This window comes from Compostibacter hankyongensis (assembly GCF_039541075.1).
Classification (GTDB): Bacteria; Bacteroidota; Bacteroidia; order Chitinophagales; family Chitinophagaceae; genus Compostibacter; species Compostibacter hankyongensis.
This window is the reverse complement of record NZ_BAABFN010000006.1, coordinates 40730-65594: the sequence shown is the minus strand read 5'-3', so window position 1 is coordinate 65594 and position 24865 is coordinate 40730. Positions and strand designations below refer to the sequence as shown.

Annotated in this window: 22 protein-coding genes; 21 read left to right on the top strand and 1 reads right to left on the bottom strand. The window is 49.1% G+C overall.

Annotated features, from left to right (window positions below):
* The 17 genes from ABD851_RS12725 to ABD851_RS12645 all read left to right on the top strand — a co-directional run bounded on the left by ABD851_RS12725 (position 1) and on the right by ABD851_RS12645 (position 14958).
* Positions 1-546: a PH domain-containing protein gene (locus ABD851_RS12725; RefSeq protein WP_344979847.1), complete on the top strand. Its 546-nt coding sequence runs from the start codon at positions 1-3 to the stop codon at positions 544-546.
* A 186-nt stretch (positions 547-732) separates the two neighbouring features.
* Complete coding sequence (locus ABD851_RS12720; protein WP_344980123.1) at positions 733-1689, top strand: DUF4329 domain-containing protein; 957 nt, start codon at positions 733-735, stop codon at positions 1687-1689.
* Between the two features lie 4 nt (positions 1690-1693).
* A complete protein-coding gene (locus ABD851_RS12715) occupies positions 1694-2032 on the top strand; it encodes an NTF2 fold immunity protein (protein ID WP_344979845.1) in 339 nt (112 codons plus the stop codon).
* An 87-nt stretch (positions 2033-2119) separates the two neighbouring features.
* On the top strand, positions 2120-4174 hold the full coding sequence (locus ABD851_RS12710; protein WP_344979843.1) for an RHS repeat domain-containing protein: 2055 nt from the start codon (positions 2120-2122) through the stop codon (positions 4172-4174).
* A 6-nt stretch (positions 4175-4180) separates the two neighbouring features.
* The gene (locus tag ABD851_RS12705) at positions 4181-4579 is read left to right on the top strand and encodes a hypothetical protein (protein WP_344979841.1); all 399 of its coding nucleotides are present in this window, start codon (positions 4181-4183) and stop codon (positions 4577-4579) included.
* Between the two features lie 413 nt (positions 4580-4992).
* Positions 4993-5292: a regulatory protein RecX gene (locus ABD851_RS12700; RefSeq protein ID WP_344979840.1), complete on the top strand. Its 300-nt coding sequence runs from the start codon at positions 4993-4995 to the stop codon at positions 5290-5292.
* Positions 5293-5299: 7 nt separating this feature from the next.
* A complete protein-coding gene (locus ABD851_RS12695; protein ID WP_344979838.1) occupies positions 5300-5737 on the top strand; it encodes a hypothetical protein in 438 nt (145 codons plus the stop codon).
* A gap of 854 nt (positions 5738-6591) precedes the next feature.
* Positions 6592-6777 carry a hypothetical protein gene (locus ABD851_RS12690; protein WP_344979836.1) on the top strand — a complete coding sequence of 62 codons (186 nt, stop codon included), beginning with the start codon at positions 6592-6594 and terminating at the stop codon, positions 6775-6777.
* Between the two features lie 115 nt (positions 6778-6892).
* Positions 6893-7243: a hypothetical protein gene (locus ABD851_RS12685; RefSeq protein ID WP_344979834.1), complete on the top strand. Its 351-nt coding sequence runs from the start codon at positions 6893-6895 to the stop codon at positions 7241-7243.
* A 324-nt stretch (positions 7244-7567) separates the two neighbouring features.
* Complete coding sequence (locus ABD851_RS12680) at positions 7568-8059, top strand: hypothetical protein (RefSeq protein ID WP_344979832.1); 492 nt, start codon at positions 7568-7570, stop codon at positions 8057-8059.
* A gap of 141 nt (positions 8060-8200) precedes the next feature.
* Positions 8201-8647, top strand: coding sequence for a hypothetical protein (locus ABD851_RS12675; protein WP_344979830.1), 447 nt, complete (start codon positions 8201-8203; stop codon positions 8645-8647).
* A 401-nt stretch (positions 8648-9048) separates the two neighbouring features.
* Positions 9049-9747, top strand: a complete 699-nt coding sequence (locus ABD851_RS12670) for an SGNH/GDSL hydrolase family protein (RefSeq protein ID WP_344979828.1) — start codon at positions 9049-9051, stop codon at positions 9745-9747.
* Positions 9748-9997: 250 nt separating this feature from the next.
* Positions 9998-10792 (top strand): SDR family NAD(P)-dependent oxidoreductase, encoded by a 795-nt coding sequence (locus ABD851_RS12665; RefSeq protein ID WP_344979826.1) that lies wholly within the window; start codon positions 9998-10000, stop codon positions 10790-10792.
* Between the two features lie 2 nt (positions 10793-10794).
* Positions 10795-11721 (top strand): ROK family protein, encoded by a 927-nt coding sequence (locus tag ABD851_RS12660; RefSeq protein ID WP_344979824.1) that lies wholly within the window; start codon positions 10795-10797, stop codon positions 11719-11721.
* Between the two features lie 25 nt (positions 11722-11746).
* Complete coding sequence (locus ABD851_RS12655; protein ID WP_344979822.1) at positions 11747-12553, top strand: sugar isomerase domain-containing protein; 807 nt, start codon at positions 11747-11749, stop codon at positions 12551-12553.
* Positions 12554-12603: 50 nt separating this feature from the next.
* Complete coding sequence (locus ABD851_RS12650) at positions 12604-13983, top strand: FAD-dependent oxidoreductase (protein WP_344979820.1); 1380 nt, start codon at positions 12604-12606, stop codon at positions 13981-13983.
* A 12-nt stretch (positions 13984-13995) separates the two neighbouring features.
* On the top strand, positions 13996-14958 hold the full coding sequence (locus ABD851_RS12645) for a phosphotriesterase family protein (RefSeq protein WP_344979818.1): 963 nt from the start codon (positions 13996-13998) through the stop codon (positions 14956-14958).
* On the opposite strand, the gene ABD851_RS12640 is transcribed toward ABD851_RS12645, so the two are convergent.
* Positions 14943-15836 (bottom strand): AraC family transcriptional regulator, encoded by an 894-nt coding sequence (locus ABD851_RS12640; RefSeq protein ID WP_344979816.1) that lies wholly within the window; start codon positions 15834-15836, stop codon positions 14943-14945. The genes ABD851_RS12645 and ABD851_RS12640 overlap by 16 nt on opposite strands.
* Before the next feature lie 281 nt (positions 15837-16117).
* Between ABD851_RS12640 and ABD851_RS12635 the strand changes: the two genes are divergently transcribed.
* The 4 genes from ABD851_RS12635 (at position 16118) to ABD851_RS12620 (ending at position 24865) form a co-directional block, all read left to right on the top strand.
* On the top strand, positions 16118-17002 hold the full coding sequence (locus ABD851_RS12635) for a sugar phosphate isomerase/epimerase family protein (protein ID WP_344979814.1): 885 nt from the start codon (positions 16118-16120) through the stop codon (positions 17000-17002).
* Between the two features lie 51 nt (positions 17003-17053).
* Positions 17054-19942, top strand: coding sequence for a PVC-type heme-binding CxxCH protein (locus ABD851_RS12630; protein WP_344979812.1), 2889 nt, complete (start codon positions 17054-17056; stop codon positions 19940-19942).
* A gap of 168 nt (positions 19943-20110) precedes the next feature.
* The gene (locus ABD851_RS12625; RefSeq protein WP_344979811.1) at positions 20111-23173 is read left to right on the top strand and encodes a SusC/RagA family TonB-linked outer membrane protein; all 3063 of its coding nucleotides are present in this window, start codon (positions 20111-20113) and stop codon (positions 23171-23173) included.
* An 18-nt stretch (positions 23174-23191) separates the two neighbouring features.
* A complete protein-coding gene (locus ABD851_RS12620; RefSeq protein WP_344979809.1) occupies positions 23192-24865 on the top strand; it encodes a RagB/SusD family nutrient uptake outer membrane protein in 1674 nt (557 codons plus the stop codon).

Genomic DNA, 24865 nt, shown 5'->3' with positions numbered 1-24865 from the left:
ATGAAATTTCAGATTACAAAAAGAGCTAAATGGCGAATATTTTTCAGACAAGTTTGCATCAGTTGTACTATTTGCGGCGTCGCTATCGCCGTATTAGTTGCTATGATACCAGAGCTGTGGTGGATATGTGTTATAGCGATGTTGATATGGATGTTTCTTTTTGATATAGGCCCTGGTATTTATTTATATAATGAATATATAAAACATAATAAATATGATTTATTGTGTGTCGATATAGAAAATGAAACAATCCGTTATCAAAACATTAAAGAAGAGGCCATTTCAGTAAATTTATCAGAAATAAAAAAAATTTCCATATACATCCCCCCTAATAATTTTCGAAATACAATTACTCTTATCAGCATGGAAGAATTTTCTTTCGCACGATTCGAGCTGAAAGATGGGAAAACATTTTTGATTACTTGTCTAATGATTCCTAAATTAAAAGATTTTATCATAAAAAATTTCCCTGAAACTTTTATAGACTTTCACAAAGGATGGATTTTTCCGAGCATACGATTGGTAAATCGTTTTTATAACAAATAGTGATACCGATATCTTGCAGATATCATGCATAATATGCATGCTTGTTATATCACCCTCAACAAGTTTATGTAAACGTTCTAGATGCGGCCTACCTCAATTATGTATTCTTTGACAATCAGCTTAACTTCGTAGACCAAGGCAGGGGGTCAAGCAGGTGCAGACGGAACCCGACGAGCTGGAGACCTTATCCAGTGGCCAGGTAGTGGCCAAAAAGTCAGGCTATGTGTATGTCTACACCAGCAACGAATCCCAGCAGGATGTGAGAATAAGTTCAGATACAACGGCAAGGAACTACAGAACAAGGAGTTCTCAGACGAATCCGGGTTAGACTGGTACGACTATGGGGCACGGATGCAGGATCCACAGATCGGAAGGTGGCACAGCATAGATCCGATGGCGGAACAAAGCCGGAGGTTTTCACCGTACCATTATGGTGCTGATAATCCCATCCGGTTTATAGATCCGGACGGGATGTCTAGTGAGACCTTCAGTGATCGTGGCAGTATTATGGGATTATTAATCTGGGCCAGAAGTCAGGGAAGTGACGATAGCAACGATAGCCAAGACGATACTAATGAAGACCAAGAGGATAATGACCCGGGAGATAAATTTAAAAAACCTGAAGATGCGGCTAAAGATTTCGGAATGTTATACAATGATAATTCTATAGCAAAAAGCAAGGAATTCGCCACATATATTGTAAAAATCAAAGAAGGGAATAGCGTATTTTATACTTATTTAAAACCGAATGAAGGTACAGAAGCATCATCGAAACCTAAAGGTTTAGGGTTATCAAACGAAGGAGATGCTGAGGTGATTGCTAGAGCTCATACTCATGGTTCTTATGATCCAAAATATGACAATAATGTATTTTCTCCAGCAGATATAGATAACGCTAAATATCAGGGTGTCGATAGCTATGTAGCAACGCCCAACGGCACTTTACAAAAATTCAGTAATTTAATTATCAAAACAACAACAATCAGTGCTTCAATGCCAAGTGATCCTGCAGATCCAACAAGACGAAACACAATCAATTTTGTCATTTTACCTAAAAATGAACCAGTTTATGGAGGGTGGGACTGGATAAAGCGTAATGTAATAGCCCCATTTTTAATAGGGTCAACTAAAATAAAAGATTAGAATCATGGCAAAAAACCTTATTCCTTTTATAAATATCGCGTTATTAACATTTGGTGCTGGTAATTTAAATTGTACGCATCATTCTGCCAAGCAACGACAGATGCAATATTCTACGACGAAGGATGCTTTAGAAAGAGATGAGGTATTAAAGATTGCCAAAGAAATTGCAGAAAAAAAATACGGCAACATAATTAAGAAAGAGATGCCATTAAAAGCACGATTAATTAGAGACTCGATATGGGTTATCGAAGGAACTTTAAAGAAAGGCGCGGATGGGGGAACTGTATACATAGAATTGAGAAAGGGTGATCATGAATTATTAAAAATAACTCATTATAAATAATCATGAATTACCGTCAACGGGAAAGGTACCATCCGGTTCACCTACGACGCCGCCGGCAACAAGCTGAGCAAGACCGTCACCCAAACCATGAGCCCGGCAAAAACCACCAGAACGGACTATCTGTCGGGCTTTGTCTACCAGCAGGATACCCTGCAGTTCTTCCCCACCGAAGAAGGACGGGTACGGTATGAACCAGCCCATGGCAGCACCGCCTCCACCTACTACTACGATTACTTCATCAAAGACCACCTGGGTAATACCCGCGTCGTCCTGACCGACCAAACGGACTTTTCCCAATACATGGCTACCATGGAGCCGCAGAACACGGCCCAGGAAAATGCCCTGTTCTACAACATTGATCAGACCCGGACCACCAAGCCCCAGGGTTACCCCGAGGATGAGACCACGACCCCCAATACGGCTGTCGCCCGGCTGAATGCCCGGGAACCGGACAGGAGGATCGGGCCTTCCATCATCTTGAAGGTGATGGCCGGAGACACGATCCAGGCAGCAGCCCGGGCCTACTACCACCAGCAAGGCACCGACCCAGATAATCCTTCCATCCCGGCTGAGGAGATGGTCAGCTCGCTGATCGCTGCCCTACCCGGATTGGCAGGCCCCACCGATCCCGGACACCAGGCCAACGCTCTAATCAGCAACCAGAGCCAGGGACCCCGGTTCACCGCCAACGACCTCCAGCAGCTCAAGCAGAAGGACACCAAGAACCTGAACGCTCAAAAGCCCAGAGCTTACCTCAATTATGTATTCTTTGACAATCAGCTTAACTTCGTAGAAGAAGGCAGTGGGGTGAAACAGGTGCAGGCGGAGCCGGATGAGCTGGAGACGCTCTCCAGCGGGCAGGTGATAGCTAAAAAGTCCGGCTACGTATATGTCTACACCAGCAACGAAAGCCAGCAGGATGTGTTCTTTGACAATGTTGTAGTGGAAGACCTCGCCAGTCCCATGCTGGAGGAGACCCACTATTATCCCTTCGGCCTGACTATGGCGGGAATCTCACAAACCCGGGTAGCTAAGCTGGAAAATAAGTTCAGATATAATGGCAAGGAACTGCAGAATAAGGAATTCAGCGATGAGTCTGGATTGGATATATACACTGCACAATTCCGGAGTTTGGATCCCCAGATCGGAAGGTGGTGGCAGATCGACCCCGAGGTAGAAACACTTGCCAGCCTATCGCCCTATCATTCTAATTTTAACAATCCGGTCAATTTCAGCGATCCATATGGAGATTTTCCGATAGGACCAATATCTCCTTTTGCATTCTTCAACGGTATACAGCATATCTGGAATAAGATAGAGAATAAGATAGAAAGTATATTTAATCATGGATTATATTTTGAACGTAATTTACCAGAAGTAGTAATAACTGATAAACGTCCTTTATATCCAAAATATACCTCTAGTTCGTGGCATAAAGCTGAAAATTTATACAGAAGGTTTACAACAAATGGGTTTTACTTAGTTGGCAATCGAGCCATTTCAGAGATATCGCAAGAGATTAATACATTCGATAACTCTTTTACATCTCAAATCCATCCATTGCCGCCAGATGGGGAAATACGGCCCTATGAACCGGATTTCTTTGATAATTGGTCCGAGAGTAATAATGCCCTCCTTCAAAGCACTTATTCTTCCGTAGACAACTTGTGGATTACTTTGGAAAATTTCAATCCAGTAAAAGGCCATATTCAGCATTTAAATGGTAGCTTAGCAAATAATAATGAACGGGTGGATGCATTTGGAGGAGCAACCGCAGATATCACTACGACAATAATCGGCGAGAGGCTATTCGCGGAATTGGGAGTATTGATAAAAGCAAGATTTGCCGTTAAGGGAGGGACAACTGTTTTAGGTCATTATCCTGAATATATAAACTTAGCAAGTAAAATCAATGCAAAAAGATTTAACATTCCTACTAAGGTCTGGGAAGGAATGACAGATGTTCAACGATGGGCGGCTAATCAAAAGTTCCTTGATAGAATGATATTGCGTGGTGATAATATCAGATTGGCTACGCCTTTGAATCGGGTTAAGCCAGGTAGTTACTACCAGAAGGAGTTGAACTATCTATTTGAGAAAGGTTATAAGGTAAGTTCTGACGGACTTTGGTTAGTCAAATAGAAAACTATGAAGAATAACGAAAAAACATATGGCTTTCTAAAGTCAAATGGTTTTGAGCTAATTCAAAAAGACACATCTGCGTTTTTTGGGGACTACTACGATATATTTTCTAATGACTTTCTTCAAATACGCTTTAGCAAGTCTAAATCTTTTGAAACAGTTGATATACGGAGTAATCAATCAAATGAGAATTGGTATGATTTGGCGTTAGTCAAAGCTTTGTTGTATAAGGAAAGAGATCTCAATTATGTAACGACTATTGAAACACATAAGGACTTTATACACAAAGAGCTAGGCAACATTGTCGAACTATTTAACGACAAGAATTATCTAACCACAAAAAAGAGATTAGATGAATTAGGAAATGAGCGAGCAGAACAAATGTTTCCCGGAATAAGAGAGTAATAATAATCTTTGTTTTTTTTTGGGGGCTTTGAAAAAAATGGAATGAAACTTTTTAGTAAAATATTGTTGTTGGTTTTAGTTTCACTTGTTACTAAAGTGAACGCGGCTATTCTATCAGGAAACACCAACCCTTTTTTATTTCGCAATGAAACACCAAAGATGGTTTTCAAAGTCATTGAAAATGATTTAGAAAATTGTTGTCAAAATAGGAATGGTTTAATAGATTATAGAAACGAGGTACTGGAGTTGAAGCGGTTGCTGCTAAGGTAGGAGTTAATTCCCCTAAAGACCATATTCAGCATTTAAATGGTAGCTTAGCAAATAATAGTGAACGGGTAGATGCCTTTGGAGGAGCAACCGCAGATATCACTACGACAATAATCGGCGAGAGGCTATTCGCGGAATTAGGAGTATTGATAAAAGCAAGATTTGCTGTTAAGGAGGTAAGTGTAATAGGGCCACGGGCAACTTATAGAGAATTTGCTAAAAAGATAGGTACCAATTTCCTTGACGTAACAGATGAAGCGTGGATGATGCGTAAGAATGTCGAGTTTTTGCAGGGAGTTGTAAAAAGAGGAGATGATGTAATATTTTCTGGCAAGTTTAATCCCGCCAAACTTGACCCCAAATCAGTCCTTGCACAAGAGATTAGGTATTTGCAAAGACACGGTTATTCATGGACGGACGATTTCTCAAGAATGATTAAAAAATAGAATTGACATGGAACAGCGTTTTATAAAATACACCTATGGACTTTTTAAAAGGCTTATTGAGGTATATGGTTTTCAGATAAAAACAGAATTGAACGAAGGACAATATTATATGATTGAATATAGTTCAGATAATTTTATAATTAAAATTGAAAAGTACTTCCGAGAGTTCTACTCGACTCTTTATAAAATAGATAAGCCGGATAGTGAAATAAATCTTTTTAATTTATTGGAGTATCTGAAGCAAGGTAATGCACAAGTACCTAAATCAGAATATTTTCGTAAGGAAAAGAACATCGAAGAATGCTACAAAAAACAGTTAGCTCATATATCCGCAGTGATCTATGATAATTATGATTTTTTTCATAAAAAAAATTATGAATTAAAGATGATGGAATTTGAAAAATATTGGAGGAAAGAGCATCCTGAGTTCTATAAAAAAGCTTGATAAAATATGCCTTAAAGAGACAACTGTTTTAAATAAAAAATCAGGATTACTAACCCTTACAGGAGAGTTAGGAGCTAAGCGGTTTAATATCCCAACAAACATTTAGAACAGGATCACGGCGGCTGAACAGTGGGTGGCTAGTGTTAAGTCCCTTGATAGATTGATAGCCGGAGGAGATAAAATTATCTTATCAAATCGTGTTATAGATAAAGGTAAGCGGCTTTCCAAAAGAACTTGATTATTTAATCAGCAGAGGTTATAGGCTTAGCTCTAATCGACAGCAAATGATAAAATAATTATGAAGAGTTCTAAGGTTATAAAAATGTTATTTTCCTTCTCAAAATTTTTTTGACGGAAACGCTTCAATCTTTGCTAAAGGGAAGCGATTATTTTGAATTACACCACCAAATTAGTGAAGCAGGCATTTTTGAAGAATTTACTCAACATTTAGAATATATAAAGCGGTAGATGAGCTTGTCAGAAGACAAGGAAAGGCTTAAAAACAATCTATACCATCCAGGTAGCTATCCGGGCTTGCTATCACCAGTAGCGGTACTGATCCGTATTATCCCTCTGTCCAGCAGAAGACATAGTTAGTTAGTCCATGGCTGCCTCGCCCGTATTGGCGGCCCCACATATCTGAAATATCAGGCTAAGCCCTGATCAACAATCGGCCTTAGGGAACTCGGCTCACGGCAAACGACTTGCAGTAACTCAACCCGATAAAAGGCCATATTCAGCATTTAAATGGTAGCTTAGCAAATAATAATGAACGAGTAGATGTCTTTGGAGGAGCAGCCGAAGATATCACTACGACAATAATTGGCGAGAAGCTATTTGCAGAATTGGGATTATTGGCAAAAGCAAGATTTGCCGTTAAGGAGATAATTCGCTCTTTAGATGACCTTTCTTCATTAAGAGGCGCCACATGGGAGGAAGCAGAATCTCTGATTCCGAAGGATTGGATTAGAGGGGATATGAAAAAAGGAGAAGGAGTAAAATTTGTGAACCCTGCAAAAAAGGAGAACAAATACTACTAAAAAAAGGTTGGCAAGGAGCAAAAGATCCATTACATGTTGGTCCTTATATGAAAATAAGTAGAAATGGCCAAGTAACCCGAATTCCATTATCAGGAAATCCAACATTAAAATAAGTATGAAAGACATCATTTATAAAATTCTTTGGAGTACAATAGAAGACTTTGTTGGTCTTTGGGAAATCTTATGGGAATTAAATTCTTTATTGCCCGGAAAAGGGTATAAAGAAAATTTAGAAAGTGCAAAGAAGATATTAAAGTATTTTTTAGAACAAAACCTTGTAATTTTTTATATGAATAGATGGGGAAATGATGAACTTGAAGAGTTGTCTTTTAATGAAACGTTAAAGTTTCTTGGAGATGAAAAATATTGGAATGCCCCTTCTATAAATGAATTGTGTATCAAAAGTGGGAATACCGAAAAAGGTGAGAAATTTTATAATGAAGAATTGCTAAGTGATTTCATCTAAGGATTGTTTAAATTGCTGCTAAGAGGGTAAGTGTGATAGGATCAAGATCTACACAGAGAATCTGTTTAAAGGCAGGCTTCCTGTATTTATCTACTCAGGTATAGAAGATTTCGTTATCAATAATAAATTCCGATTAGCGAATAATGACTATAATGATATAGACTCCATTCAGCATGCTATGTCTTGGTCCTTTATAAAAACAAAAGATTCCTTCTACCTCGTCAAGGAAGAATGGCATCCATTTATTAATTTTAAAGGAAGTTACAAGAACTGACCAATTTGGAATAATATATAATACGATGGGGCCTCTCTCAACAGAGTTAGATGTACCTGCAGCAATTATTTCAACCCATCCCAATCAAAAAGATGATGACGATGATGAATAACACTTTATTAGCCTTTCTTTTCTTTTCTTTTTTTATTATCGCCAGTTCAAGTTGTGCTCAAAATACATATGTAATTGATAACAAGATAATAAAGGAGATTAAAATAGAACATGTAGATATAGGCATTGAAACTCCCATGAATGTTTCTTGTAAAGGATTTGAAGCTTATTTTCAAAGCCAAATCAAAGCAGAAAAGGTATTGGCCATTCGTGAAATAAATGATATTAGTAAGATAACTAATGATTTTCTATCCTCTGCAAAAAAATATTCTGATCCGCCAGACGTAAGAGTTAAGATAATTTTTATTCAAAAAGACGGAACAGAACAAACCCTGTGTGTAGGTCGGCTTGTAAGTTCTTATAAAGGAATAAATTTTATCAATACGAAAAATTTTATTCCTGATATTTTGAAAGGATTGAATAAGAAATGAGATGGTTTCATTTAACTAAATTGGATGTGGGATTAAAAAACGATTTTTAAGCTTTAGCCTGCCTTGTTAGTAATGGCCCGATTCTATAGTTTAGCCTGCTTCAAAATATGGGAGGAGGTCAGATTTTAAATTTAAATAATCATGAAAGTTCGTTGTTTATATGATAAAGGAGGGGCTTTAAGACCTTACGAATATGAACCATTAAGTAAAGATATGATGGGGAGATTTGGTGTTACAGGGTATTCTGAATATGGCGGTTTGACCATTGGTCAGGAATATTTGGTAATGGGTTTGATAATTTTTCAAATCTACCAAGCCTATTTGATAGATGACAACGGGTTCATTTCTGCGTGCCCGTGTCAATTGTTCGAAATTACTGATAGCAAATTAGATTCAAATTGGCATTTTAGATTAATCGAAAGAGATGAAGATATTTATCCTTTTGTACAAGCTGTTTTCGGTTATTATGAACTATGCTTTGATAAAAAAACATATGAAAATCTCATTGTAGAAAAAGACGAAGAATCTCAACGAATTTATTTCAGGCGAAAGATAGAATTGGAAAAAGAATTAAAAGAACAGCAATAACCTATAGTCCGGGCTTTTTTCAGCGGTTTTTGGGGGAAAGGATAAAATTTATGTGATTAATAGGCCCCTCACCATACGGATTATTAGTATTTTCTATCTCCACCTTGTTTATATAAGTGATAAAAGTGGCAGGAGCCGTGTTGGCATATTCCCGGTGAATGGTAAGATTAGTAGCGATTTTTCCGAATATATAGTCGGTCATCATAGCGTTTTAAATTGTTTATCCCAGCCAACGCATCTATCTTCTTTACCTAGCAGCAGAGCTACAGCGAGGATTTTAATCACTTCTTAAACTGACCTCCACAATAGACCAGACACCCCCCTCACCAAATTTGCAAAAGCAGCCGATTATTTATATTATTGTTGGGAATTCCTGTATTTTCAGCGCTATTGTAAAACGTATGTCCAGACACATCATTCTCCCGGCTGTATTTGCCCTTGCCGCGCTTACCTTTTGCCAGACCGCCGGAGCCCAAAGTAAAAGCATAAACGAAGATATCGAATGGTCGCACACCTGGATAACCAGCACCGGGAAGACCGATCTGCCCCATGTGCTGGTGATCGGCGACTCGCATGTGGAAGCCTATTACCCTTCCGTCGCGAAAGCGCTGGAAGGAAAAGCGTATCCCTGTAAGTTCACGACCTCAAAAAGCATGGGCGACCCGGTGCTGCTGGAGCAGCTTGAGCAGGTGCTCAAACATTACCGGTTCGACGTGATCAGCTTTAACAACGGCCTGCATGGACGGGAATACACCGCCGAGCAATATGCCGCCTATATCCCCAAGGTGTATAAGCTGCTGCGCAAATACGGTCATCCCAGGATACAATGGGTGAACACCACGGCCGAACGAAATAAGGACGACCTGCAGCAAGTGGATGACTTTAACGCCAATGTCGTAAAGCGCAACCGCTACGTAAAAGACTTCACCACGAAGGAACATATTCCCATGATTGATAATTATGCGCTGTCCGAGGCCCATCCCGAATTTTACCGGGAGGACGGCGTGCATTTTAAACCGGACGGCGTGGCCGCGGAAAGCAAAAGCGTAACGGAAGGCATCCTGTCGCTGCTGAAGGTCGCTCTCGGGGAAGCGCCCTGACTTATCCCTGCAATCTTATTTTCAGCTGATCAGCATGCGCGCCGCTGTTCAGGAAACGATCTCATAGAGAAGCAACCCTGCCCGACTGCGGCAGGGTTAATTTTTTTGTATGAACTGATCAGAAAGTATCAAATAACGGATGATGATCTTTTAAGTTTGCGCTGTATGACTGCTCTCCAAAATGGCAGTTTGAATGGCGATTGTATTATGCAAGAAATGAACCCTGAACAGTGATGAAAACTCGGTTTTGATGTTACGCAACAAGCATATCGTAGTTATGGGCGGAACAGCTGGTATCGGGCTGTCGGCAGCCCGGGCTTTTATCCGCCAGGGGGCCAGGGTGGTGGTCGTGGGGCGCAGTGCCGCTTCGGCCGGAAAAGCCCGGCAGGAGCTGGGCGGATCGGCGCTGGTCCTCGAAGGGGATGCAGCCCGGGAAGGTACTGCCGAACAGGCCATAGCGCTGTGCTGTGAGCAATGGGGCAGCTTCGATGGTCTTTATCATGTGGCCGGCGGCAGCGGCAGGAAGATGGGCGACGGGCCTTTGCATGAGATCACGCTGGAAGGATGGCAGCAAACGCTGGAGCTGAACCTGACCTCGGTCATGCTGTCCAACCGGGCGGCGGTAAGGGTGTTCCTAAAGGTGGGAAAAGGAGGCGTTATCCTGAACACCGGATCGGCGCTCGGCAATTCACCGGTCCCGCAGTATTTCTCCACGCATGCTTATGCGGCCGCCAAGGCGGCCATCGTCGGGTTTTCCCGGTCGCTCGCCGCCTGCTATGCCCGGGACAATATCCGCGTCAATGTGCTTGCCCCGGCTTTGGTGGAGACAGCCATGTCCCGCCGGGCGGCAGGCGACGCCGCTATTATGGATTATATCAGGACCAAACAACCGCTGGATGGCGGCAGGATCGGCAGCCCCGGAGATCTGGACGGAGCGGCCTGCTATTTCATGTCCGATCTTTCGGCCTTTACCACCGGCCAGGTGCTGTCGGTGGATGGCGGCTGGGCAGTGAGCGAAGGCACGGTACAGGCAAAGGTTAAATGAATATGATGACAGCTATCGGTATTGATCTGGGCGGCACCAATATCAAAGGGGTGCTGCTGGATGCAGCAGGCAGGATCATTGATCAATGTATGGAAACCACAAAACCGGAGCAGGGGGGAGGCGACCGTAACGGAGCGCATTGGAAACAAGCCGTCTCCCATATGATCGGGAGATTAAGATCGAAGAGCGCCGGTACCGTAACCGCTATCGGGCTGGCCGCGCCCGGTCTTCCGGATGAATCCAATACGGCGATCCGGGTAATGCCCGGACGGCTGAACGGCCTGGAAGACCTCAGATGGTCCGATTATCTGCATGAAAAAACAGTGTGGGTGCTGAATGACGCGCATGCCGCTTTAACGGCAGAAGCTAAGTTCGGGGCCGGGCAGGAGGTAAAGAACATTGTCATGCTGACCTGGGGTACCGGCGTGGGAGGAGGGATACTGATCAACGGGGAGCTGTACGCGGGCAATGGCCAGAAGGCGGGCCATCTCGGGCATATGGTGCTGGATATCGACAGGGAGGAGCGGGGTATTACCGGTATGCCGGGGACGCTGGAGAACGCCATTGGAGACGCCACTATCCTGCAACGGTCTTTCGGCCGGTTCGCATCGACGCATGACCTGGTAAAAGGGTATAAACAGGGCGATGTCTTTGCTACCTATATATGGCTCAACACCGTAAGGAAGCTTGCGCTGGGGCTTTGCTCTCTTTGTAACCTCCTCTCTCCCGATCTGATCATCCTGGGCGGGGGTATCACAAAAGCGGGAGATGCGCTGTATAAGCCCCTGTCCGATTTTATCGCCCTGTATGAGTGGAAGATCGCCGGTAAGACAACGCCGATACGGCAGGCGCATTACAGCGATATGGCCGGCGCGGTGGGCGCTGCGGGATTTGCGCTGGGCAGGACCCTGTCGGCGCAAAGGGCATGACCCATAATACCATAACGATTTTAACATGATAGATGTAACCCGTGATTACCTGGATAAATGCCGCCGGATGATAGCGACGGTAGAAAAACAGTCGGAAGATATCAGGAAGGCTGCAGGATGGTTTGCCGCCAGTATTCTCGCCGGCCGCATGGTGCATGTCTTCGGCTCGGGGCACAGCCGGATCATGGTGGAGGAAATGTGGCCGCGCTACGGTTCGTTCCCCGGATTCAATCCAATCGTGGAGCTGTCGCTCACCTTTCATAACCTGGTGGTCGGGGCCAATGGGCAGCGGCAGGCGATGTTTCTGGAAAATGTCCCGGGACTGGCCGCAAGGATACTGCGCAACTTCGATCTGTCGGCCCGGGATACGGCGTTTATCATTTCATCCAGCGGCTGTAATGTAGTGCCCATAGAGATGGCGGAACGCTTCCGGCAACAGGGCATCAGGGTAGTGGCATTGCTGACCCGTGAACATGCCGCACAGAGCATCAGCAAGAGACAGGATGGGAAAAAGCTGGGCGACTTCGCCGACCTTATCCTGGATACCGGTGCGCCCGCAGGGGATGCCATGATAAGGATACCCGGTCTGGATACGCCGGTATCTCCCGGTTCCACGGTAGGGGGCGCCATGGTCGTCAACGCGGTCAAGGCCGAAGTGGCCCGGCTGCTGACCGAAGCCGGGCATCCGCCCAAGGTGCTGAGCGGGGCTGCTGTGGTGGGGGAGGAAAGGGCCGCCCAACTGTTCGAGCAGGCTTACGACGAGCATGCGCATCGCCTGGCTGAGCTGTACCGCCGGGTGGGAGACTCTCCGGCAGCAGCGGCCGGGAGATAACATAGCCGCATATCATGGATTAATTATACCATCGTATTAACTGTGCCGTCATGTGGGATTTTATCAATCATCACCGGATACCGTTGCTGGCCGAAACCGATATCCTTGTGGTAGGCGCCGGTTCTGCCGGCTGCATAGCGGCCATAGCCGCCGCCGGCTCCGGCCGGTACCGGGTCATGCTGGCGGAGCGGTACGGGTTCCCGGGTGGCACATCCACCCAGATGCTGGATACGTTTTATGGTTTCTTCACGCCCGGAGAAAGCCCCCGGAAGATCGTGGCAGGCTTGCCCGATACCATCGTGGACGCGCTGCAGCAAACCGGGGACATCTTTTTACGACCCAACACCTACGGGGCGGGGACCGGGGTCAACTATAATCCCGAACGGCTGAAATATGTCTGGGATCAGCAGATCCTGGCCGCAGGGGTGCAGCTGCTGCTGCATACCGTCCTTGTGGATGTGATCATGGAGGCGACAGGACAGGTTATCTGCGTCTTCTGGAATAAAGGTGGATTCTGCAAGGTCACCGCCAGGCGGGTTATCGATGCATCGGGGGATGCCGATCTCTGTCATCTGGCCGGGTTCCGCTATGAAGTGGCCGGCGAATCGGACCCGGCCCAGAGCATGACCACGACTTTCCGTATGAGCAATGTGGACCTGGAAAAGTTCAAACGTGCCGGCGGGAAGCAGATGCTGAAGGAAAAGATGAGCAGGGCCTATGAAACGGGGAGTCACCCGCTGCCCCGCAGGGAAGGATCGGCGCATGAAATGTGCCAGCAGGGATGTATCTCCACGGTAGCCGTGAAGGTGGCGGACCGGCGGGCCCTGGATCCCATGGAGCTGACGATGGCCGAAGTGGAAGGTCGGAAGCAGGCGTTCATCTTTGAACGGTTCTTCCGCGAGGAGATACCCGGCTACGAGGGATCGAAGATTATCGGGCTTTCCCACCAGATCGGGGTAAGGGAAACCCGCCGCGTATACGGGATGTCCCGGCTTACCAAAGAAGACTGCCTGTCCGGGCATATCCCGTCCGGCAGCGTGCTGCTCTGCGGAGCGCCTATTGAGGACCACCGGAAAGGGTCGGCGGGTGAGACGGAGACCTTCTGGCAATATATTCCGGATAACGGCGTATATGGGGTACCGTATGGTACCCTTGTCCCGGAAGGCAGCGCCGTTGTGTGGGTAGTGGGTCGCTGTTTTTCCGCTACCCACGATGCTCATGCTTCCTGCCGCTCGATGGCCCAGACCATGGCCATGGGGCAGGCTGCGGGTCTGGCGGCGGTGCAATCGCTGGATAGTGATACCGCTGCTGCGGAGCTGGATGTCGCCGCGCTGCAGTCGAAGCTGGTGGAGACCGGCGCCATACTGGAGGTTCCGGTTGCCGCGGCGGATACTTCCAGAGACGGATGGGAAAATAACCGAGCGCACTAAAACATTTACATTATGGAAAAACCTTCCGGCAGCCGCTTTGTCCGTACCGTCCTGGGCGATCTTGCCCCGGAGGAGATCGGGCTCACTTATGCTCATGAGCATATCATCATTGAAGAAAGTTATCCTACGCTGGGGAATCCTTTGTTCCTGCTCAACGATGTGGACCGGGCCGTTGAGGAGCTGCGCCGGTTTTATGAAGCGGGGGGAAGGACCATGGTCGATACCATGCCCGCCGATTGCGGCCGGAATATCCTGAAGCTGGCGGAGGTGTCGCGCAGGAGCGGGGTGAATATTGTGGCGCCCACAGGGATCCACCTCGAGATGTATTATCTGCCCAATCACTGGCGTTATGCCTATACGGAAGAACAGCTGACCCGGTTGTTTATAGCGGATGTGACGACCGGCATTGACGCCAATGACTATAACGGTCCTTTTGTGGACCGGACTCCCCATAAGGCGGGAATGGTGAAGCTGGCCACAGGCGATGAAAAGATCACCCCGCACCAGGAAAAGATCTTCCATGCCGTGGTCAATACGCACCGGGAAACAGGCGTCCCGATACTGACCCATACCAATTCCGGCCTACAGGCCATTGAACAGGTAAAGCGGTTCGAAAAGCTGGGTGCCGATCTGCGGCATGTGGTCATTTCTCATGTAGACCGTTACCAGGATATCGGTTATAACCGGGAACTCCTGCAGACAGGGGTGAACGTGGAATATGACAGCGCATTCCGTTGGAAGGAGAAGGAAAACTGGACCTATAAGCTGCTGGCGGCATTGTTGCCCGACTTCCCCGATCAGATCACCATGGGTATGGATGCCGCAAAGCATGTATACTGGAAATCCTACGGCGGGGAGCCCGGGCTCAATTTTTTACTGACCACCTTTAAGGAAGACCTCCGGAAAATGGGCCTGGAGCATTACTATGAGAATATCTTTTTTAAGAACCCTGCCCGGCTTTATACATTTGCCTGAAGCCCTTCCGCTTTTTTAAGCAGTTTTTGCCGGTACTGGATGGGGGATTTTCCTTTTATTTTTTTGAACTGCCGGTTGAAGTTCGACACATTGTTGAACCCGCTCTCATAACAGATCTGCGAGATGTTGCGTCTGTCTTCCAACAGCAGCCTGCAGGCATAGCCGACCCTTATCTCATTGAGGAAATGGGAAAAGCCTTTACGGGTACAGGCCTTGAAGAACCGGCAAAAAGAAGGTACGGACATGTTGGCTACCCCGGCTACCTCAGACAGCGGGATATCCCTTTTGAAGTTCTTTACGATATAGGCATGGACCCTGGCGATCGGGTCGTTATGGGGCACGGTGTGGTGCTGAACAAAGCCGGGACTGGCCAGGGGCTGCAGCTCTCCCGATAAAGAAAGCATCCCCAGGATGGACAGCAACTGGGTGATCCGGCTGTGGTCATTCATGTGCAGCATGTCCAGCATCATATCCGAAACCTGTTGCCGTGTGTTTCCCAGTATTTTCAATCCGAATTTTGCCTGTTCAAAAAGCTGGCTGATATGGATCATTTCGGGCAGGCTGAAGAAAGTTTTGCCCAGGAAATCTTCCCTGAAATGGATAACGATGGCTTCCGCCGTCAAGGTGGTATCCCCCCGGTAATAAGCGGGATCGTTCTGGTAGGCATGCGGCAGGTTGGGGCCCAGGAACACCAGGTCTCCGTCCGAAAAGCGGGCCACGTGGTCTCCTACCGTCCGTTCCCCCGAACTCTTTACCACCAGCACCAGTTCATATTCGGGATGATAATGCCAGGGAGTGGGATAGTAAGGATATACATCTTTCTGAAGTACAAAGGAACATTTGGGCTCCAGCGTAAGCTTTTCATGGCGAGGTTTCATCTGTTAATAATTTGATTTTTAAATGGCCAGATGCAACCTCGCACATCAACAGACCGCGGTGTGACAGGAATGATCATGCTCGGTTTCATAAAAGGCCTGTTTGATAACGAGAGGATACGGTAACCATCTGCAATGATTTATGTTCTAAATTAGAAATATTTTAAGAAGTTTTGGAACCTGCTTTGGTTAAAGTCAAAATATTTGTACGAACTGATAAGAAAGTATCAAATATGTGTCTGTGATCTTTTATGTTTGCTTATGCTAAATCCCCATCCATCCCGATGACGACAGAAGCCAGCTTTTATTCCCGCCGCCGGATGCTGAAACAGTCGGCCTCTCTTTTTGGTCTCGCGGCTTTCGGACCCATGTTAAATATGTTCTCTGTGCCGGAACGGCCCGGGTACCGGATCGGTGTGTGCGACTGGTCCATCGGCAAGGGGGGCGATATTACGGCCCTGACCTTTGCCCAAAAGCTTGGGCTGGACGGGGTGATGGTGAGTCTCGGCAGCGTGAAGGACAACATGCACCTGCGGCAGAAGGAAGTACAGGAAGCCTATCTCTCGGCTTCCCGGAAGTCCGGCGTACAGATCTCCAGCCTGGCGATCGGAGAAATGAACAATGTACCTTACAAATCGTCGCCGCTTGCCGAAGAGTGGGTGAAGGACAGCATTGACGTAGCGAAGGCCCTGGGCTGCAAGGTCATCCTGCTGGCGTTTTTTAACAACGGAGACCTGAGGGGCGATGAGGCCGGAATAAAAGAGGTCATCCGCCGTCTGAAAAAAGTGGCGCCGAAGGCCGAAAAGGCAGGCGTCATACTGGGCATTGAATCCTGGCTCAGCGCCAAGGAGCACCTGAAGATCATCGAAGCCATAGGGTCGCCGAATGTGCGGGTGTATTTTGATGTGGCCAATTCACATCAGATGGGCCATGATATTTACAGCGAGATGGCCCTGCTCGGCACCAAATATATCTGTGAGGTGCATCTCAAAGAGAACGGCGCATTGCTCGGAAAGGGGGTGATAGATTTTAAAAGGGTGAAAAAGGTACTTGATCATATAGGATACCAGGGCTGGGTCATCATGGAAGGGGGCATACCGCCCGGCGCTACGGTTGCCGATGCTTATGCTTCCAATACGGCGTATATACGTTCGGTATTTAGCCTGTGACGCTTGCGGTCCCTGATCCTTACTCATCCATGCTCAATAAATAGATTCAACATGCATACTTTACGCCGAACCGGCCCGTACTTCCTCCTGCTCTTCGGCATGTTTCTCTTTTCATGTCAAGAGAAGCGTGACAGCTCCGGACAGGAGCCCCTGCTCTACGTTCCGGACGATCTGGAAGCCACCCTGTGGGCGGAGTCTCCGATGTTTTACAACCCCACCAATATCGACGTGGATATCCGGGGCCGTATATGGGTGACCGAAGCGGTCAACTACCGCGACTTCAACAATGATACCAGCGAGCACCTGAACCACCCGGAGGGCGACCGGGTCATGATCCTGGAAGATACGGACGGAGACGGAAAGGCGGATTCTTCCAAGGTATTTGTACAGGATAAGGATCTCGTCTCCCCGCTGGGCATAGCCGTGATCGGGAAGAAGGTCATCGTTTCCTGCTCTCCTTCCGTGATCGTCTATACGGATGAGGACGGCGACGATCACCCGGATAAAAAAGAGGTCTTCCTGACCGGCTTTGGCGGTAAAGATCATGATCATGGTTTGCATTCCGGGATTGCAGGGCCCGACGGGAGATGGTATTTCAGTGCGGGTAACGCAGGGCCGCATATCGTGACGGACAAGTCGGGATGGACGCTCCGGGCCGGAAGCGTTTATGCCGGTGGAACGCCCTACAACAAGGAGAACAAACCCGCCATGAAAAGCGACGACGGCAGAATATGGACGGGTGGCGTGCTGTTCAGCGTCAACCCGGACGGGACGGGACTGAAAGTGATCGCGCATAACTTCCGCAATTCCTACGAGACCGCTGCGGACTCCTATGGCAATTTCTGGCAGAACGATAACGACGATGAAGTAGAATCCTGCCGTACAAGCTGGGTCATGGAAGGCGGCAGCGCGGGATATTTCAGTAAAACGGGGATACGTACCTGGCGGGCAGACCGCAGGCCCGGTCAAAGCATACAGACGGCGCACTGGCACCAGGAAGATCCGGGTGTAATGCCGGTCGGGGACGTGTATGGGGCGGGCGCTCCCACCGGAATAGTAGTGAATGAAAGCGATGCGCTGGGTAAGACGTACCGCGGGCTGCTGCTGAGCGCCGATGCAGGCCGCAATACGATCTTCGGTTATCGCCCCAGGCCCAGCGGCGCCGGTTATGACCTCTCAGACAGGACCCCTTTCATTGCTTCTACCGATACCGATGATGTGCACTATCGCTGGAACGCAATGGACGAGCGAAAGAGCAAATGGTTTCGTCCCAGCGATGTGGCGGTCGGTACCGACGGGGCCATCTATGTGGCGGACTGGTATGATCCCATTGTAGGCGGACATCAGATGGTCGATAAAAAAGGATATGGGCGTATATACCGCATTGTACCCAAAGACGGTAAGCTGAAAAGCCCGGTCATTGACCTGGGCAGCATTCAGGGTCAGATACAGGCCTTGCTGAGCCCGGCGATCAATGTCCGGAACCAGGGTTTTGTGTTGTTAAAGGCCGGGGGCGACAAGGTATTGCCGGACGTAAAGAAGATACTGTCCTCGGACAATCCGTATCACCGGGCCCGTGCGGTCTGGCTGCTGTCGCAGCTGGGAAGCGCCGGTATCGGAGAAACGGAAAAGTTGCTGCAGGATGCGAACGCCGATATCCGGGTCACGGCTTTCCGCGCCCTGCGCCAGGCCCAGCCCGCTCAGCTGCTGCGTTATGCAAAGCAGCTGTCCGGCGACAAATCCCCCGCCGTCCGGCGCGAGGTGGCCATAGCCCTGCGGGACGTGCCCCTGGATCAGTGCCAGGATATTTTGCTGTCGCTGGCCGACGGCTTTGACGGTAAGGATCCTGCCTATCTCAATGCGCTCGGTATTGCCCTGCAGGGAAAAGAAGCGGCTTTTTATCCCTTGCTGTTATCCCATCTCCATGCCGGAGCGCCTGAAAGCTGGTCGCCCCGGCTGTCCGGACTGGTGTGGGAACTGCATCCGGATGCTGCCGCGCAGGCCTTGCAAAGCCGGGCAACGGACAAGCAACTGCCGGAAAAGGACAGAAAAAGGGCGCTGACGGCATTGGCCTTTATTCCTGACCGGGAAGCCGCAGATGACATGCGCACGATAGCCGGAGACAAGGACGGGCGCATAGCCGGTCTGGCGCAGTGGTGGCTGAAATTCCGCAAGACGAACGACTGGCAGGCCTATCTCAAAGACTGGAAATCGCCCCCGGGCGATCTGCCGGAGGCGCATCCAGAAATGCTGAAGCTCCGGCGGCAGGTGGCCGATACTGCATTGCCCATGAAGGTAAGGATGGCTGTGGCAAACCAGCTTGCGCTTAGCCCGGACGGCAGGCTCCACCTGGTCGCCCTGATGGACGGGAAACAACTACCCGACGCCGTTATAGAACAGATCGGCCCGAAGATGCTGAAAGCCGATGACCGTAATATACACGCGTTGATGGACCGCTATTTTAATACATCGGATACCGCTTCCTACACCGTAGAGGCCATTGACAAATTATCCGCCGACGCCGGAAAGGGTAAGCTGTTGTTCATGAGCAACTGTCTTGTCTGCCACAAGATCGGCACCACCGGTAATGAGATCGGTCCCGACCTGACCACCATACAGACCCGGTACGACAAATCGGGTATACTGGAGTCGATCGTACATCCGGACGCGGCCGTGGCCTTCGGCTCCGAGCCGTATATCATTACCCTGAAAAACGGGGCGGCCCTGTACGGACTGCTCCTGTCTGACGGACCCGTGGTAACGGCAATGGATACCTATGGAAAACAATATATCATGGAAAGCGCACAGATCGAGAGCAAGAGACGGCTCAATACCACCATTATGCCTTCGCCCAGGCACATGTCTCTTAGCCAGAATGATGTAGCCAACATAGCCGCTTTCCTGCTGCAAAACAATAAGGATGTTACCGTAAACAAATGACCGGACACGGATTGCCTTAAACAAGGCCTGGATGCTCTGAAAAACGGGGCGTCAAGGCAGGGCAATGACTGTAACGGACCCGGCGCAGCCCGGTTTCGTTGCGGAAGGCGGCCTATTGCCCGGATGGCTCCGCCGCCAAAAAGATGAATGAACCAAACCGAAGTAATCATGAAAAATAAATTACAAGCACTTGCCCGTATCATCACGATAGCTGCGATGCTGTGGTGCTGCTCCCTGTACGCCGAGGCGCAGGAAAGCGGCCGGACCCTTACGGGAAAAGTGACCAGCGAAGAACACGGCGAACCCCTTGCGGGAGTGAACGTCGTGGCCAAAGGCACTACCACCGGAACGGTGACGGATGCCGAAGGGAAGTACCGGCTTACCGTCCCGGAGGGTACTGACAGCCTGTCCTTCTCTTCCATCAGTTATATCACCCGTGACGTGGGCATCTCCGGCCGGACGACCATCGATATAAAAATGAAGACCAATATCCGATCTATTTCGGAAGCGGTAGTAGTGGGCTATATCGAAAAGGCCAAAGGAGAACTAACGGGATCGGTATCCAATATCGACGGAAAGGTGCTGCAGCGGACCTCCCAGATGAACCTTACACAAGCCCTTCAAGGCAAGATCCCCGGCCTGGTGGTCAACAACCGGGGAGGGATCCCCGGCAGCGATAATGCCGCCATCTTTATCCGGGGAAAGGCTACACTCGGAGATAACTCCCCACTGATCATCATTGACGGCGTACCCAGGGAAAGCTTTGCGCATCTGTCGCCGAACGATATCGAAAGCATCAGCGTGCTGAAAGATGCCGCCGCAGCGATCTATGGCGCCCAGGCGGCCAACGGCGTGATCGTGATCAAGACGAAGCGGGGCAAGCCGGGGAAGAGCGTTATCCAGTTGTCCTCCGATTACGCGATCTCCGCCTTTACAAAGCTGCCCACGTACATGGATGCTTTTCAATATGCCACCTGGGAAAACGAGATCGCAGACCGATACGGAATGGTAAAGCAATGGTCGGACGAAGACCTGCAGAAGTTTAAGACAGGATCCGATCCTTTAACGCATCCCAACACCGATTTCTATGACGAAGTATTCAGGCAATGGGCTCCTTCGTGGCACCACAATATCTCTGCTTCCGGCGGAAGCGAGAAAGTACAGTATTTTGTCAGCGGGGACTATCTGCAGCAAAAGGGGCTCTACCGTTCCGATGCGCTCCGGTACAACCAATACCAGATAAGATCCAATATCAATGCCGCCATTACGAAAGACCTGAGCATAGGGTTCGACCTGTCCGGGAGGCTCGAGAAGCAGCACAGCACCTCCCGGGACGTATCCTCCCTGATCCCCTTTATCGCCAGCTGGGCCTATCCGTATAACGTGGCCTACTATCCGAACAGCCTGCCCGGGGTCGGCGGCCCGGAAGGTCAGAACCCGGTGATCATCTCCAGCGACAAGGCCGGATGGGTAGAGCACAACAACAAGATATTCCAGTCCAAATTGTCCCTTAACCTGAACATGGACTGGCTGACACGCGGGCTGTCGCTCACCGGTTACGGGGTATTCGATTTCAACATCAACAGCGAGAAGATATTTAACAACACCTGGACCGTTTACCAGTATAATGAGACCACCGGGGAATACGATCCCCAGCCGGGCGATAACCAGGATGTGGGAAATACCAGGACCCTGAACCAGTCCGATGAGATGACGCAGACCCAGTTCTACCACTTCAGGATAAGCTACGACAGGAGCTTTGGCGATCATAACGTCAGCGGATTTGTAGCCTATGAACAGCAGCGGGGCAACTGGCATACACTGAGCGGCTACCGGAGGGACCTGATCAGCGACCGGAAGGTAGACCTGTTCACCGGCGGCACCTCCAAGATCACCAACAACGGATCTTCCAGCGAAACGGGCCGGGTCAATTATTTCGGCTCTTTCAGCTACAATTTCAAAAGGACCTACCTGCTCGACTTCACCCTGCGGCGCGACGGATCCTTCAACTTCCCCGAAGAGAAACGCTTCGGTATATTCCCGGGGATCGCCGTGGCCTGGAATATGGCCAATGAACCGTTCCTGAGCCCGGCGCACGACTGGCTGAATGAGCTGAAGATCCGTGCCTCCTGGGCCAAGATGGGCAACGACCGGATCCCTGCCTTTCAGTACCTGACACAATACCAGCTGAACAGCTACTATATTTTTGGCATCAATCCCAGGAGGGAGGACGGATTCACTGTGGCGAATACCGCAAACCCCAACATCACCTGGGAAGTATCGAACAACAGCAACCTGGGCATCGACGGCGTTTTATGGAACGGGGCGCTCGCTTTCAGCCTGGATTATTTCCGGGCGAAGAGGAGACAGATCCTGATCACCCGCAGTGAATCCGTGCCCCAGTATACCGCGCTGGAGCTGCCGCTGGAGAACCTGGGCAAGGTGAATAACGAGGGCCTGGAGATGATTGTAAGCCACAAAGGAAGTATCGGTAAACTGAATTATACCGTAGGTGGTAACCTGACCTACAACCATAATGAGATTGTATTCATGGACGAGCCCAAAGGGGTACCTTCTTACATGAGACAGGAAGGACATCCCATGGATTCCTGGGTCGTTTATGAGACCGACGGTCTGTACGAGTCCCAGGAAGAAATTGACCAATCCCCGCATATCCAGGGTACCAAGCCCGGGGATATCAAATACAGGGATGTGAATGACGACGGGCAGATCACGGGCGATGACCAGGTCAGGAAGTATACCTCTCCGATACCGCAGCTCCAGTTCGGGATGAACCTGGGCCTCAGCTACAGAGGATTTGAGCTGAATGCGTTTTTCAGCGGGCAGGCGAAAGCGCAGACCATGCTGCTCTTCCTGGACGGCGGCAACAAACCGATATACCTGTTTAATGACCGGTGGACGGAAGCCAACAAGAATGCCCGCTATCCCCGCGCTTATCAACGCACGGATATATACAATACCAAGTCATCCGATTTCTGGCTGTACAACGCCTCCTTTATCCGGCTGAATAACCTGGAGCTGGCCTATAATTTCCCGGCGGACTGGCTGTCTGCGGCGCATATAGCGGGGTTAAGGTTGTATGTCCGGGGCGTCAACCTGATGACCACCAATAAGATCGAGGGGGTATTTGATCCGGAGATCAATACTTCCAATGCGGGATATTATCCCCAGCAAAAAACCATTGATTTCGGGCTGAGTTTAAGTTTTTAATCCTAAAACCGAAGCGATATGAAAACGAAAATAAATGTATGGCTCATCGGCGTAACGCTCCTTCTTGCCTTTTCCGGCTGTGAGAAGGAGGTGCTGAACCGCGAGTCCAAGTCTACTTTTACGGAAGAGGATGTATGGAGCGATATCAGCCTGGCGCAGCGGCTGGTATTTTCGAGCTACAACGACCTGGGCGGCTGGGGCTGGCCGCAGACCGGAGCGGGCGGATTCCTCTCCACGGCCAGCGACGAGGCCTTCATGCTGTTTGATTACGGGTTCTGGCCCATCAGCTCGGGAACCATTGATGCGAGCAACATGGGCGTCTTCTCCGATAGCTGGGCACAGGCCTACAAAAGCATAAGGAATATCAACATATTTCTCAGCCGCATAGATGAGGTCGAGGGAGCAGACGAAGAAACAGTCAACCGGCTGAAAGGGGAAATGAGGTTCATCCGGGCCAAGGCCTATGCCGACCTGATCGCGCTGTTCGGCGGCGTTCCCCTGGTGACAAAGGAGTACGGACTGACCGACGAGTTCGATGCCAAAAGGGACAGCTATGCGGACTGTGTGGACTTTATCGTAAAGGAGCTGGACGAGGCCGCGGAGATGGTGCCGCTGACCGTAAGCGACGACGACTGGGGACGGGTCACGCGGGGAGCCTGTCTGGCCCTGAAGGCCCAGGTGCTGCTTTATGCCGCCAGCAAACTGCATGATCCTGCTTCAACGCCCAACGGCCCGCTTTTTGAATACGACCGGAATGACAAGTGGCAGCAGGCCGCCGATGCCGCTAAGGCGGTGATAGACCTGAACCAGTATTCCCTGATGCCGGCAGAGACCTGGGAGGATTATACCCGGATCTTCCTGAGCGCAAACCCGGAGATCATCTTTGCCCGTCCTTATTCCGCGGAATTCGACCATCCGAATATCGACAAGGTCAATACCCCGAACGGCTATCACGGATGGTCCGGAAACGTGCCGGCGCAGGCCCTCGTGAACGATTTTCAAATGGACAACGGCAAAGGGATCGATGCGCCCTCATCCGGTTACGATCAGAAAAACCCTTATGAACACAGGGAACTGCGTTTTTATGCGGACATCGTATACCAGGGGGCTACCTACAGGGGCCGCGAAACCGAATTCTATCTGCCCGGTGGCCTCGATTCCAGGGACGGGCCCGAATCCTGGAACTATGCCGTCACCGGTTATACCATGCGCAAATTCATGGACGAAAGCCTGGACTTCAACAAGGGACTGGGTACCCAGCCTTATATCTTCTTCAGGCTGGCGGAGATCTACCTGGATTATGCCGAGGCCGAATATCACCTGGGCCATGAGGATGTGGCCAGGGAATATGTCAATAAGATCCGCGGCAGGGTGAAGCTACCGCCGGTCAACACATCCGGGCAGGCGCTGCTTGAGGATATCCGGCACGAAAGAAGAATAGAACTGTGTTTTGAAGATCATCGCTTTTTTGATGTGCGCAGGTGGATGATCGCAGAAGAGACGGACGGTAAGAACGCTCAGGGAGTGGAATGGAAAAAGGTCGACGCTAACGGAAACCTTTCTCCCAACGGGAAGCTCCAGTATAACGTGGTTTCCGTGCAGGAAAGGAAATTTAATCCCCGGGAATATTACCTGCCCATCCCCTTGCTGGAGATCAACAAGACCGGACTGGAACAGAACCCCGGCTATTAA

Excerpts from the sequence above, each read along its gene's own strand:
- ABD851_RS12725 (WP_344979847.1), top strand. The coding sequence starts at position 1 with ATGAAATTTCAGATTACAAAAAGAGCTAAATGGCGAATATTTTTCAGA.
- ABD851_RS12685 (WP_344979834.1), top strand. The coding sequence starts at position 6,893 with ATGAAAGACATCATTTATAAAATTCTTTGGAGTACAATAGAAGACTTT.
- ABD851_RS12620 (WP_344979809.1), top strand. The coding sequence starts at position 23,192 with ATGAAAACGAAAATAAATGTATGGCTCATCGGCGTAACGCTCCTTCTT.
- ABD851_RS12640 (WP_344979816.1), bottom strand. The coding sequence starts at position 15,836 with ATGAAACCTCGCCATGAAAAGCTTACGCTGGAGCCCAAATGTTCCTTT.
- ABD851_RS12710 (WP_344979843.1), top strand. The coding sequence starts at position 2,120 with ATGAGCCCGGCAAAAACCACCAGAACGGACTATCTGTCGGGCTTTGTC.
- ABD851_RS12695 (WP_344979838.1), top strand. The coding sequence starts at position 5,300 with ATGGAACAGCGTTTTATAAAATACACCTATGGACTTTTTAAAAGGCTT.
- ABD851_RS12635 (WP_344979814.1), top strand. The coding sequence starts at position 16,118 with ATGACGACAGAAGCCAGCTTTTATTCCCGCCGCCGGATGCTGAAACAG.
- ABD851_RS12625 (WP_344979811.1), top strand. The coding sequence starts at position 20,111 with ATGAAAAATAAATTACAAGCACTTGCCCGTATCATCACGATAGCTGCG.
- ABD851_RS12665 (WP_344979826.1), top strand. The coding sequence starts at position 9,998 with ATGTTACGCAACAAGCATATCGTAGTTATGGGCGGAACAGCTGGTATC.
- ABD851_RS12650 (WP_344979820.1), top strand. The coding sequence starts at position 12,604 with ATGTGGGATTTTATCAATCATCACCGGATACCGTTGCTGGCCGAAACC.
- ABD851_RS12705 (WP_344979841.1), top strand. The coding sequence starts at position 4,181 with ATGAAGAATAACGAAAAAACATATGGCTTTCTAAAGTCAAATGGTTTT.
- ABD851_RS12675 (WP_344979830.1), top strand. The coding sequence starts at position 8,201 with ATGAAAGTTCGTTGTTTATATGATAAAGGAGGGGCTTTAAGACCTTAC.
- ABD851_RS12655 (WP_344979822.1), top strand. The coding sequence starts at position 11,747 with ATGATAGATGTAACCCGTGATTACCTGGATAAATGCCGCCGGATGATA.
- ABD851_RS12680 (WP_344979832.1), top strand. The coding sequence starts at position 7,568 with ATGTACCTGCAGCAATTATTTCAACCCATCCCAATCAAAAAGATGATG.
- ABD851_RS12645 (WP_344979818.1), top strand. The coding sequence starts at position 13,996 with ATGGAAAAACCTTCCGGCAGCCGCTTTGTCCGTACCGTCCTGGGCGAT.
- ABD851_RS12670 (WP_344979828.1), top strand. The coding sequence starts at position 9,049 with ATGTCCAGACACATCATTCTCCCGGCTGTATTTGCCCTTGCCGCGCTT.
- ABD851_RS12715 (WP_344979845.1), top strand. The coding sequence starts at position 1,694 with ATGGCAAAAAACCTTATTCCTTTTATAAATATCGCGTTATTAACATTT.
- ABD851_RS12660 (WP_344979824.1), top strand. The coding sequence starts at position 10,795 with ATGATGACAGCTATCGGTATTGATCTGGGCGGCACCAATATCAAAGGG.
- ABD851_RS12630 (WP_344979812.1), top strand. The coding sequence starts at position 17,054 with ATGCATACTTTACGCCGAACCGGCCCGTACTTCCTCCTGCTCTTCGGC.